This window comes from Bacillus sp. IS1 (assembly GCF_032461585.1).
GTDB classification, from domain to species: Bacteria; Bacillota; Bacilli; order Bacillales; family Bacillaceae; genus Bacillus; species Bacillus velezensis.
In genome coordinates this window covers 46,243-58,753 of sequence record NZ_JAWCWR010000002.1, presented here as the reverse complement: position 1 = coordinate 58,753, position 12,511 = coordinate 46,243, and the positions used below count along the sequence as shown (strand labels likewise).

The following is a 12,511-nucleotide window of genomic DNA, read 5'->3' as shown; positions in this document are numbered from 1 at the left end:
GAATTTAATCCTTTGCTGCTTCTTATTTTTGAGCGGACTGATCTTGAGGAGACGTTTTTTCCCGGTATGCCTCGAGAAACTCCCGGTTGGCATCTCCCCATTTCTTCATTTGCAAAACGATCGGTTCCAGCGACCTGCCGAATTCGGTAAGAGAATACTCCACCTTTGGAGGCACCTGCTGATATACCTCGCGATGCACGATGCCGTCCGCCTCGAGCTCGCGAAGCTGAAGCGTCAGCATACGCTGCGTAATGCTGGGACAAATGCGCCGAAACTCATTAAACCGCTTTTTTCCGCCGATCATATGATAAAACAAAATACCCTTCCACTTTCCGCCGATAACGGAAAGCGTCAGTTCAACCGGACAACCTTCTTTATTCGGATATATGTTCATTTTTCATCCTCCATAGTACCTTTTTTGATACTATATGCTGATTAGCATCTGACTTACCCAGTATTTTACTCGCAATCCTCCCCACCTCTCAACAAAAATGCTTCTTTTTCACATCAATTTTTAAGGTTTTGAAGATTACACCCTCCGCAAGACGTGTTAAACTATAAAAAGATTGTTTACACTACAAAAAAGGACAAGGAGTTATTATGGAAAAAATTCTTATTTTCGGACATCAAAACCCAGACACAGATACCATTTGCTCTGCCATTGCCTACGCTGATCTAAAAAATAAACTCGGCTTCAATGCTGAGCCCGTCCGCCTCGGACAAGTCAACGGCGAAACACAATACGCGCTTGATTATTTCAAGCAGGAAAGTCCGCGTTTGGTGGAAACAGCCGCAAACGAAGTAAACGGCGTCATCCTTGTTGACCACAATGAACGCCAGCAAAGCATCAAGGATATCGAAGACGTTCAGGTTCTTGAAGTTATCGACCACCACCGTATCGCCAACTTCGAAACAGCGGAACCTCTTTACTACCGTGCTGAGCCGGTCGGCTGTACGGCTACGATTTTAAACAAAATGTACAAAGAAAATAACGTGAAAATCGAGAAAGAAATTGCGGGCCTCATGCTGTCAGCAATCATTTCCGACTCTCTGTTATTTAAATCTCCGACTTGCACGGAGCAAGATATCGCAGCGGCAAAAGAGCTTGCTGAAATTGCCGGCGTAGATGCGGAAGAGTACGGCTTAAACATGCTGAAAGCGGGCGCCGACTTAAGCAAAAAAACGGTGGAAGAACTGATTTCTCTTGATGCGAAAGAGTTCACGCTCGGCAGCAAAAAAGTCGAAATCGCCCAAGTCAACACAGTTGATATTGAAGAAGTGAAAAAGCGGCAGCCGGAATTAGAAGCGGCTCTTTCAAAAGTAATTGCTGAGAAGAACCTTGACCTGTTCCTTCTCGTGATTACGGATATTCTGGAAAACGATTCCCTTGCGCTTGCCATCGGTGATCAAGCGTCAAAAGTGGAAAAAGCATTCAACGTGACTTTAGAAAACAACACGGCTCTTTTAAAAGGCGTCGTATCCAGAAAGAAACAAGTCGTTCCTGTTTTAACAGACGCGATTGCAGAATAACCAAAACACCCCGGAAACCCGCCGGGGTGTTTTTTTATTGCTCATTCATCAGACGGCCGTTTCGTAAGCGCTTTCCCCGAAAATCATTTTGACGGAATTTGATATACAATATATAATATATCACATGAAAGGCGTTCGTTTACCTAATTATTGTAAGTCAATATCACAACATCAGAATCGGGGGGTGTCTATCCTGGAAAAACACGCTGCTCTTTCTTATTCACGAACAACAGGCATTTGGCTTGTGCTGACAGGAGCTATCTTATGGGGGGTCTCGGGAACGGTTGCCCAGTATCTGTTCCAGCACCGCCATTTTAATACAGAATGGCTGACTTCGGTGCGCCTTCTGGTGTCAGGGGCGCTTCTGCTCGGCATCGCGTACCGCAAAGAAAAAGGACGGATATGGGCTGTTTGGAAAGACAGACGGGACAGAATTCCCCTTCTTTTATTCGGGGTTTTCGGAATGTTAGGCGTTCAATACACCTACTTCGCGGCAATTGAGTACGGAAACGCGGCCGCTGCTACCGTTCTTCAGTATTTAGGGCCAGCGATCATTACATGCTTTTTAGCGATTCGCGCAAAGAGAATGCCTTCAGCAAAAGAGCTTCTCGCCGTCTTATTGGCGGTTGCCGGCACATTCATTTTGGTCACGCACGGGAATGTCGGAAGCCTGTCCATATCCGGTCTGGCTGTCTTTTGGGGCATCAGTTCGGCGTTTGCACTGGCGTTTTACACCCTTCAGCCGCATCGTCTGCTGAAGAAATGGGGATCGGCCATTATTGTCGGATGGGGCATGCTGATCGGCGGAGCCGCCCTCAGCTTGATCCGCCCGCCCTGGAAATTTGAAGGCGAGTGGTCCTTGCCGGCATATGCTGCGATTGTGTTTATCATCATTTTCGGGACGCTCATCGCTTTTTATTGCTACTTGGAAAGCCTGAAATATCTGAGTGCCTCTGAAACCAGCCTGCTCGCCTGTGCGGAGCCGCTGTCGGCCGCTTTTTTAGCTGTTATCTGGCTGCATGTTCCCTTCGGAATATCAGAATGGCTGGGTACTTTGCTGATTTTAGCCACCATCGCTTTATTATCTATCAAGAAAAAATAACCTCTCTTTTTTTAGAGAGGTTATTTCCCAGGCTCAGAGCACCCCTTAGTCTCAATTACCCATAAATTAAAAGGTCTTTTTTCATTTTACTATCATCCAAAAGAGGAAAATAGACCAGTTGTCAATAGAATCAGACTCTAATAGAATGATGTCGACAAGTAAATCATGCAGGATTGTTACTGATAAAGCAGGCAAGACCTAAAATGTGTTAAGGGCAAAGTGTATTCTTTGGCGTCACCCCTTACATATTTTAGGTCTTTTTTCTGTAACAAACCTGCCATCCATGGATGCAGGAGGATCGATCGGCAGATCGCAAAAAAAGGTACATACAAAAGGAGACATGAACATGAACATGAACATCAAAAAATTTGCAAAACAAGCCACAGTTCTAACTTTTACGACTGCACTTCTGGCAGGGGGAGCGACTCAAGCCTTCGCGAAAGAAAATACCCAAAAACCTTACAAAGAAACGTACGGCGTCTCTCATATCACACGCCATGATATGCTGCAGATCCCTAAACAGCAGCAAAGTGAAAAATACCAAGTGCCTCAATTCGACCAATCAACAATTAAAAATATCGAGTCCGCGAAAGGACTGGATGTGTGGGACAGCTGGCCGCTCCAAAACGCTGACGGAACAGTAGCTGAATACAACGGCTATCACGTCGTGTTTGCTTTAGCGGGAAGCCCGAAAGACGCTGATGACACATCCATCTACATGTTTTATCAAAAAGTCGGCGACAACTCGATCGACAGCTGGAAAAACGCGGGCCGTGTCTTTAAAGACAGCGATAAGTTCGACGCCAACGATGAAATCCTGAAAGAACAGACACAAGAATGGTCCGGTTCTGCAACCTTTACATCTGACGGAAAAATCCGTTTATTCTACACTGACTTTTCCGGTACACATTACGGTAAACAAAGCCTGACAACGGCACAGGTAAATGTGTCAAAATCTGATGACACGCTCAAGATCAACGGAGTGGAAGATCATAAAACGATTTTTGACGGCGACGGAAAAACATACCAGAACGTTCAGCAGTTTATCGATGAAGGGAACTATACATCCGGCGACAACCACACGCTGAGAGACCCTCACTACGTTGAAGACAAAGGCCATAAATACCTTGTATTCGAAGCCAACACGGGAACAGATAACGGATACCAAGGCGAAGAATCTTTATTTAACAAAGCGTACTACGGCGGCAGCACAAACTTCTTCCGTAAAGAAAGTCAGAAGCTTCAGCAAAGTGCTAAAAAACGCGATGCTGAATTAGCGAACGGCGCCCTAGGTATCGTAGAGTTAAACGATGACTACACATTGAAAAAAGTCATGAAGCCGCTGATCACTTCAAACACGGTAACTGACGAAATCGAGCGCGCGAATGTTTTCAAAATGAACGGCAAATGGTACCTGTTCACTGATTCACGCGGTTCAAAAATGACGATCGACGGTATTAACTCAAACGATATTTACATGCTTGGTTATGTATCAAACTCTTTAACAGGTCCTTACAAGCCGCTGAACAAAACTGGTCTTGTACTGCAAATGGGTCTTGATCCTAACGATGTGACGTTCACTTACTCTCACTTCGCAGTGCCGCAAGCCAAAGGCAACAATGTCGTGATCACAAGCTACATGACAAACAGAGGCTTCTTTGAGGATAAAAAGGCAACATTTGCGCCAAGCTTCTTATTGAACATCAAAAACAAGAAAACATCCGTTGTCAAAAACAGCATCCTTGAACAAGGACAGCTTACGGTTAACAACTAATAACAACAAAAAGAAAATGCCGATACTTCATTGGCATTTTCTTTTATTTCTCAACAAGATGGTGAATTCAATCATGGCACGAAAATGGCCCATTGTAATATTGATCTTTTTGGGTGCGTTCCTGTTTGTCGGCTTACTGCCGAACAAAACCCACAATTCCTCTGACACAAACACGGAGCATAAGAAGAATTACCGGGCGGCGTATCATTTTACGACCCCGGACAAATGGAAAAACGACCCTCAAAAGCCCATTTTTTTCGAGGGGAAATATCATTACTACTATCTTTATAATCGGGATTACCCGAACGGCAACGGCACAGAATGGCGGCACGCCGTATCAGAGGACTTGGTGCACTGGACGGACGAAGGCACGGCTATTCCGAAATACACCAACGAAAACGGCGATATCTGGTCCGGTTCTGTCGTCATTGATAAACACAACACGGCGGGCTTCGGCAAAAACGCGCTGGTCGCCGTCACAACGCAGCCGACAGCCAAAACAAAAGCCCAGGAACAATATTTATGGTACAGCACGGATAAAGGAAAAACGTTTACTTCCTATAGTGATCAGCCCGTGATGAAAAATCCGGGAACTAAGGATTTCCGGGACCCGAAAGTGATCTGGGATGAACAGGATGACAAATGGGTGATGGCCATGGCCGAAGGCGAAAAAATCGGTTTTTATGAATCACCCGATTTGAAAAATTGGACTTACACGGGCGGTTTTATCACTCAGCAGATCGGCCTCGTCGAATGCCCCGACCTTTATATGATGCGTGCAGATGACGGAACAGCCAAGTGGGTTCTAGGCGTAAGCGCAAACGGCAAACCCGCAGGCAAACCGAATACGTACGCGTATTGGACCGGAAACTTTGACGGAAGGGAATTTACCGCCGATCAAGAAGAACCGCAATGGCTCGATTACGGCTTTGACTGGTACGGCGGCGTCACATTTGAGGACGGTAAAAGCGAAGATCCGCTGACAAAACGCTATGCGCTGGCATGGATGAACAATTGGGATTATCCGAATGAAACACCGACACTAAAAAACGGCTTTAACGGCACGGATTCTATCGTCCGTGAAATCCGCCTTCAGCAGCAGGACGGCGGCACATACAGCCTTGTGTCAGAGCCGGTTGAAGCATTGAACCAATTAACCTCTTCAACTGACAGCATAGAACACAAACAGGTGAACGGTTCAGAGACACTGCCGATCAAAGGTGATACATATCAGCTTGATATGGATATCGCTTGGTCAGATATCAAAAATGCAGGCGTCAGACTCAGAGAATCGGCAGACCAAAGTCGGCATATTGATGTCGGTATTTCAGCAGAAGGCGGCTACGCCTATGTGAACAGATCGTTTACAGGCCAGCCTGATAAAACCGGCGCATACGCCGAAAGCAAAGCCCCATTTGACGGAAACAAAGGGCGCGTCCATCTGAAAATTCTCGTAGACAAAACAAGTATTGAAGTATTTGCAGACGACGGAAAAACCGTTTTGACAAATGAAGTGTTCCCAAAACACGAAGATCAGGGAATCACGCTCTTTTCTGAAGGCGGCTCCGCTGACTTTCAGCATATTGAGATGAAGCATCTCGGTTCGATTCATTCTTAGACGTCCCTCTTCATTTCTAACCAGCGCCCGGACTGTGGTAAAATGCAAATATGTATACTACGATTCATGAGGTGTTCCATTGGATAATCAAAACAAAGAACCTGTGCTGAAAAGAACCATCATGCGGGACGAAGTGTATCGCACACTCAGAAACTGGATCATAACGGGCAAGCTCAAACCGGAAACAAAGTTAAAGGACAAGGATTTGTCGGAAACATTGGGAATCAGCCGCACCCCGATACGGGAAGCCTTATTGCGGCTGGAAGATGACGGCTTGGTGATAACAAAAGCGAACAGATGGACGCTTGTCGCTCCGATTGAGTTAAAAGATGCGGAAAACTTGTATTCCATCGTCTGGACGCTTGAAAAACTCGCATTGCAGCAAGCTCTCCCGCATGTGGACGATGCCGTGATTCAGGAATTGAAACAGCTGAATGAAAATCTTCTTCAAATGATGAAAGACGGCGATAAACCGGCCATCCTGGAAGCGGACAATGCATTTCACCATCGCATCATTCTGCTTGCGGACAACGCCGAACTTCACAAATTGCTAGTAAGCCTGAAAGTCAAAATTCAGAGAATGGAAATCCGCTATTTCAGTGAAAACGGCGCTTTAAACAGATCATATAATGAACATTCTGATATCATTCACGCATTAGAACAGCAAGATGCCGCCGCTGCTTTTACAGCGCTTGAAGCGAATTGGAAAAACAGTTTAGAACGGCTGCAGAACATGGCATAGCAAACGAAAAAGCCAAATCACTCATATGATTTGGCTTTTTTACTGATATCACAAGACAGCCGCGTTGGCTGTCTTGTTTACTTTTTGTTTATATATAAATAAATACCGTAATCCGTCGGCACAGAAGCATACCCCATCTGTCTGAGCATGGCTGTTATATTCCCGCGATGATACGTTCCGTGGTTCACAACATGGAGGATCATATCGGCCGCTGCGGTTTTCATGATGTCACCTGACGGATGCTCTATTTCAAGGGGGAGACTGATATTTTCTTCCTTTTGCAAAAATAATTGATACCGGTCTGATAATTCCGAGAACATATCTTCCAGCTCTTCTATCTCTTTAGACAAGATGTCCTCTTTTTGCTGTTCAGCTGATTTCAGCGTATCCTCCAGACGCTCTCCGGAGAACACATCAAACCACCCCTTATCCGACAGATACACATGAGTCAATACACCGGCTATCGACGGAAAGACACTTTGAATCTCCTTACGGTACACATCCTCCGGAAGCTCTTTAAGCCGGGTGAATATTTGCTGATTTGCCCAAAGATGATAATCATACAATTGCAGTGCCAGATGTCCCACATTACCCTCTCCTCTCTCGATATAGAACGTACGTTCCTAATTATACTACACTACATGCGGCTTTGTACCAACTTCTTCATTCGCAGCTGAGAAAATCCGATAAAAGCCGAAATTAATAAGAGGAGGCCTGCGCCAATATAAATAAACCGCACGCCGAATACATCCGAGATAACCCCCGTTCCGATAATGGAAAACATAAAAATGAACTGAACTAAAGCTGATCTCGCCGCTAATATATTGACCCGTGTCTTTTCGGTCGTGATGTTTTGAAGTAATGTTTCCTGCGTGAGATCTCGTAATACACAAGCCGGCCCCATACACAGCACCAGAAAAAGGGCCGCAACGGCGCTTGTGATCAACCCATAAATAAACGTGAACATTCCATATGCCAAAGCTCCCGTCAGCATAAGCGGAATGAGATGATGCTGAAACTTACCGGATAACTTATAGATGATCAGTCCGCCGATCATCGTCCCTGCATAATAGACTCCGTTGACATACCCCCACCAAGCCTCTCCTTTATGAAGGACGTCATGCACATAAGTTAAGGACACAGACCCGATCCATATCATGCCTGCCCACGATTAGATCACATCCATCACAATGAGAACCCTGAGCTGTTTTTGCTGAAATAAATACACCCAGCCGCTTGCCGCATCTGCAAAAAGGGAACGTTCCCTGACTGCTGCCGGCGCACACATGCGTACTTGAAGAAACAGAATGATGCCCAAAACCGAAGAAACCAATAACATGACAGTGACGATCATTGTATCGCTCTCTCCCAAGAACGCTATGATGACGCCGCCGAGAGACCACCCCGCAAACTGAACGGTTTGATCCGCCGCAGATAATAAACCGTTCGCTTTCGCCCTTCGATCAGGAGGAATGATTTCCCCAATCAACGCGCTTTTTATCGGAGCAAACCATCCGTTGCAAAAAGAAATGCCTCCGATCAGACAAAACAGCAGAAAAAAGAATGCGGATGAACCGGCTTGGATGACAAAAAACAAACAGACTAACAGTGTGATCTGTATCAATTGAGAACCGATTAACAAAGAACGAAGCGTGAACCGGCCGGTGACCAGCGGCAAAACGGCGCTGCCCAATACGCGGCATACAATGCTGACGAACGTCATAAGAGAGGCCATCGCCGTCGAACCGGTTTTTGTAAACAAAAACAAGATGACAGCCATCGTATAAAGTGAGAACCCCAAGTTGATAGCGGTCTGGCTGTATAAAATAGCATAATACGCTCTCTTCATATTCATCCTCAGCAACCTCACTCCCCAAAGCCGAAGCGTGCAGGCATCGGCTTATTTTTTCGTTTACTTTCTCTCCTTAGTGGGAGGCTTTCGTATGTCAGGCTCTCACCTTTAATTTGATCTTCCTGCCTTCCGAAAAAGTAATCATGCTTAGGACAATGAAACAGCCTATCCACTGTATCCATGTTAAGCGCTCGCCCAAGAAAAAAGCGCCAAAGATGATTGTGATGATCGGGCCCATCATTGAAATCAAAGACCCTCTTACTGCCCCAATCCGTTTGATACCTTCCAGCATAAATAAAAAAGGAACGACTGTTGTAAATACAGCAATGATAAAAAAAAGGAAATATACGGGTGGCTGAAACGACCATAGCTCTGTCTGATAGCCAAAACCCTTTCTTGCGATTAAAAAAAGCACCATAGCAATGCTTGCTAAGGACATCCCATATGCATTCATACGGATACTCCCTACTTTGCGAACAAGCTGACCGGATAAGACCAAATAAAGTCCGTAAACCGCGGACGACAGAAGAACGAGAAAAGCGCCAAATATATTAGCACTCAATTCGTGCAGATTCCAGCCGCCAATGGAAAAAAAGATTCCTATGCTGACCACAACGACTGAAATGATGTCTGAAGCGGTGATTTTCTCTATTTTTCCGAAAAACGAGATAATCATGACAAAAATCGGATAACTCATAACGAGCATCCTTTCTACAATAGCTGAAACATAATGCAGCCCGATAAAGTCCAACAGCGGAGATAGAAAAAAAACGAGCAGACCCGTGATTCCTGCTCTGACTATATCAGCCTTTGCCGGTTTTTCAGATAATTTTGCACGATACATAAGAAAAATGATGCAAAAAAGAGGGGTTGCAATCATTTGTCTGAAAAATAGCGTTGACTCCGGGGTGGCTCCGAATGTGTAAGCCCACTTAATAAAGATCGATTTTGAGGCAAAACACAGCGTACCAACAATCATAAACAACATTCCGGCGAGAAACGGATGGTTTAGTTTTGGCGGAGTATTCACTTCGACTTTGCTCATAGATTTACACCTTTCCTTAGTGCGAATATTATTTATTTCGATTCTGTGAGCAGTTTCCCTTTTTGTTTTATATACTAAAATGTATTTCTATCACCCGAAAAAAAGCCGATGCGCGCAGGCATCGGCTTTCAAATTAACCTATCATCTCAAGAACAAGCGGCCGGAATCAGCCATTTATCAGGAATGATTTTTAAAACAGAATAAAAAAAGAGGGCTCCCATTCCGGAAGCCCTCACTCCGTTCTGCCTACGCCAATAAAAGAAAAATAAGCGCTAAAACAGCCGGAAGTCCTTGTTTTACGATAATTGATTTGTTTGAAGTAAAGCCTCCGAAAATGGCCGCGATGACCACACAGATGACGAAAAACAATTGAATCATATGGCCCATCGGATCAGCTCCGAGGATCAGCCCCCAAATGAGACCGGCAGCCAGAAATCCATTATACAGACCTTGATTTGCAAACATGACCGCCACATTCCGGTCACCTTCTAAATGCTTCGGCAATTTGAAGGACCGCTTAGCTGCCTTCGAATTGATAAAAAACATTTCAAGTATCATGATAAATACATGTTCTAAAGCTACAATTCCGACGAAAACAGCCGCAATTATGTCCACTGTCCCTCTCCTCTCAGCTTCACCTCAAACTTATTTCCATTGTGCGATTGTTTCGATAGGAAGACGGTAGGAAGCATATCCTTCGTCTGCCGCTTTTCCGATTGATAACAGCATGACCGGTACATAACGCTCTTTATCCATTCCGAAAACCTCGGCGATCTTTTCTTTATCGTAGCCGCCGATCGGGTTTGTGTCATAGCCGTGCGCGCGTGCCGTAAGCATCAGCTGCATGGAAACGAGGCCTCCGTCGATCAGAATCGTTTCACGGTTCACTTGCTCCGGAAGTTTTTCAAAGTGCGCCGTCAACGCAGCGATTTGTCTGTCTTTTACTTCCTGCGGCATGTAGCCCAGTTCGACCGCTTTCGAATAAATTTCTTCTAAATAGTCATCATTGTTCATATCTGCGAAAACCGCAATCACCGCAGATGATGTGCTGACTTGTGTTTGGTTAAAGCTGGCAAGCGGCGCGAGTTTTTCTTTTCCTTCAGGGCTGTCAATGACGAGAAAACGCCACGGCTGCGCGTTGACTGAAGACGGTGCTGTCGTTGCTTCTTCCAGAATTTGAGTCATTTCTTCTTTGCTGATTTTAACAGCCGGATCGTAATTCCGAATGGAACGGCGGCCTTTCATAATGTCCATAAAGTCGTTTGTTTTCAGTTCTGTTTTCATGTGTAATACACTCCTATGCTTTCATATTTTCTATATTATTCTGCATCTGCGACAATACGTTTTTTAACATACTGCGTTCTTCCTCGCTGACACCGGCAAGCATTTCCTTTATGAAACGCTCCTTCTCCTTTTTGGAAGCCTCAATTCTCTCCCGCCCCTGATCAGTAAGCCGGACAAGTATAATTCGGTTGTCCTCGGGCTTCCGCCTTCTTGTGACCATTTCTTTGGCTTCAAGCTGTTTCAAGTGTCTTGTCACGGCTGCGCCATCAATATTCACCTTTTTCTGAAGATCGCTTTGGCTGATCTCGTCGACGTAAAAAAGCACGGCGAGAAGCTCAAGGCGGGATTGGCTGATTCCGGTGCACGCTTCAAACTTCGTGCCGATCACTTTGTGCAGTGATTGGAGCTGATATAAAATCTCGCCTTCCTCTGAACAACATGCTGTCAAAACCCATCCCCACTTTCTTTTGCGCAATTAATTGACTAGTCAATGTTTGATATATCAACAATATACAGCCGCCATTCTTTTTTTGCAAGTTTTTTCTCCTTTTTTAAAAAAAGCTGCCGGTTAACGGCAGCTCTCTACTTAATGATTATGGACTTTTCTGAAATTACTGCCTTTTACTTCTGCGACATCATATACCGTCACAAAGGCTTGTTTATCAATGTCATTAATAATTTCTTTCAGTTTGGTTTCTTCCAAACGGTTGATGACACATGTGATTTCTTGGAATTTTTCATGAGAAAAACCGCCGTATGCTTCTTTATAAGTAGCGCTCCGGCCCAATTCTTCACGAATGGTCTCTACCATTAATGCAGGCTCATTGGTGATAATCTGAAATGTTTTAGAACCGCTTAAGCCTTCCTCAACCACATGAATCACCTTAGATGCAATGTAGTAAGCAATGACCGAAAGCAATGCGCCTTGCAGCCCAAATACAAAAGAAACAAAAATAAACACAAACATGTTTAAAAATAAAATGAGGTCGCTCGTGCCAAACGGCAATTTCCGTGACAGAAGCACAGCCAGCATATCAATTCCATCTAATGCGCCGCCGTTGCGCAATGCCAATCCCATTCCAAAGCCGAGAATAATCCCGCCGACAACGGTGATTAACAGGGTGTCTCCCTCGATGATAGCCGGTGTGTGGTGGAAAAAACTCGTGCCCGCGGCAAGTGAGACAATACCGATAATTGATAGAAACGCAAAACCTTTCCCGATTTGCTTATATCCTAACCAGACAAACGGTATATTGATCACCGCAATTAAGATCCCAAGAGGCAAATGAAACAGCTGTGAACCGACAATGCTGAGTCCGGTTACACCGCCGTCAGATACACTATTCGGAATCAATACGGTTTCCAGTCCATACGCGGCAATAATTCCGCCGATGATGACCATGATGGCCCGTACGATTGATTTCACTCTGAATTTCTTACGTCTTTGTTTTTCGATTGTACTCATATCATTCCCCGCTTCAATTATTTTTTCTTATTTAAATATACCATAATTGATACTTTTCGTTAAAAATAAGCCTATCGGCTATGTTGAAGCAGGAACCGA

Annotated in this window: 12 protein-coding genes and 1 pseudogene; 5 read left to right on the top strand and 8 right to left on the bottom strand. The window is 44.8% G+C overall.

Going from position 1 to position 12,511, the window contains the following annotated elements:
• Nucleotides 1-22: 22 nt before the first annotated feature.
• Nucleotides 23-394: a winged helix-turn-helix transcriptional regulator gene (locus RUW00_RS08425; RefSeq protein WP_007615010.1), complete on the bottom strand. Its 372-nt coding sequence runs from the start codon at nt 392-394 to the stop codon at nt 23-25.
• A gap of 206 nt (nt 395-600) precedes the next feature.
• On the opposite strand from RUW00_RS08425, the gene RUW00_RS08420 reads away from it, so the two are divergent.
• The 5 genes from RUW00_RS08420 (at nt 601) to RUW00_RS08400 (ending at nt 6,766) form a co-directional block, all read left to right on the top strand.
• A complete protein-coding gene (locus tag RUW00_RS08420; RefSeq protein WP_061861709.1) occupies nt 601-1,530 on the top strand; it encodes a manganese-dependent inorganic pyrophosphatase in 930 nt (309 codons plus the stop codon).
• 184 nt (nt 1,531-1,714) lie between these two features.
• Entirely contained in the window at nt 1,715-2,632 is a 918-nt protein-coding gene (locus RUW00_RS08415; protein WP_061861710.1) for a DMT family transporter, read from the top strand.
• 352 nt (nt 2,633-2,984) lie between these two features.
• Nucleotides 2,985-4,406: a glycoside hydrolase family 68 protein gene (locus tag RUW00_RS08410; protein ID WP_014419358.1), complete on the top strand. Its 1,422-nt coding sequence runs from the start codon at nt 2,985-2,987 to the stop codon at nt 4,404-4,406.
• A 61-nt stretch (nt 4,407-4,467) separates the two neighbouring features.
• The gene (locus tag RUW00_RS08405) at nt 4,468-6,024 is read left to right on the top strand and encodes a glycoside hydrolase family 32 protein (RefSeq protein ID WP_280144779.1); all 1,557 of its coding nucleotides are present in this window, start codon (nt 4,468-4,470) and stop codon (nt 6,022-6,024) included.
• A 79-nt stretch (nt 6,025-6,103) separates the two neighbouring features.
• Nucleotides 6,104-6,766 carry a GntR family transcriptional regulator gene (locus tag RUW00_RS08400; RefSeq protein ID WP_280144780.1) on the top strand — a complete coding sequence of 221 codons (663 nt, stop codon included), beginning with the start codon at nt 6,104-6,106 and terminating at the stop codon, nt 6,764-6,766.
• Nucleotides 6,767-6,843: 77 nt separating this feature from the next.
• Here the strand turns inward: RUW00_RS08400 and RUW00_RS08395 are convergent, their stop codons facing one another.
• The 7 genes and pseudogenes from RUW00_RS08395 to RUW00_RS08365 form a co-directional block, all read right to left on the bottom strand.
• On the bottom strand, nt 6,844-7,353 hold the full coding sequence (locus RUW00_RS08395) for a DinB family protein (RefSeq protein ID WP_021494616.1): 510 nt from the start codon (nt 7,351-7,353) through the stop codon (nt 6,844-6,846).
• A 50-nt stretch (nt 7,354-7,403) separates the two neighbouring features.
• Nucleotides 7,404-8,621: pseudogene (locus RUW00_RS08390) on the bottom strand (MFS transporter).
• 91 nt (nt 8,622-8,712) lie between these two features.
• Nucleotides 8,713-9,663 carry a DMT family transporter gene (locus tag RUW00_RS08385; RefSeq protein WP_315956580.1) on the bottom strand — a complete coding sequence of 317 codons (951 nt, stop codon included), beginning with the start codon at nt 9,661-9,663 and terminating at the stop codon, nt 8,713-8,715.
• Nucleotides 9,664-9,909: 246 nt separating this feature from the next.
• Complete coding sequence (locus RUW00_RS08380) at nt 9,910-10,278, bottom strand: DUF1304 domain-containing protein (RefSeq protein ID WP_280144781.1); 369 nt, start codon at nt 10,276-10,278, stop codon at nt 9,910-9,912.
• A gap of 30 nt (nt 10,279-10,308) precedes the next feature.
• Nucleotides 10,309-10,947 (bottom strand): nitroreductase family protein, encoded by a 639-nt coding sequence (locus RUW00_RS08375; protein WP_014419365.1) that lies wholly within the window; start codon nt 10,945-10,947, stop codon nt 10,309-10,311.
• 13 nt (nt 10,948-10,960) lie between these two features.
• Nucleotides 10,961-11,422 carry a MarR family winged helix-turn-helix transcriptional regulator gene (locus RUW00_RS08370; RefSeq protein ID WP_014722085.1) on the bottom strand — a complete coding sequence of 154 codons (462 nt, stop codon included), beginning with the start codon at nt 11,420-11,422 and terminating at the stop codon, nt 10,961-10,963.
• Between the two features lie 111 nt (nt 11,423-11,533).
• Nucleotides 11,534-12,412 carry a YitT family protein gene (locus tag RUW00_RS08365; RefSeq protein WP_012118921.1) on the bottom strand — a complete coding sequence of 293 codons (879 nt, stop codon included), beginning with the start codon at nt 12,410-12,412 and terminating at the stop codon, nt 11,534-11,536.
• Nucleotides 12,413-12,511: the final 99 nt, after the last annotated feature.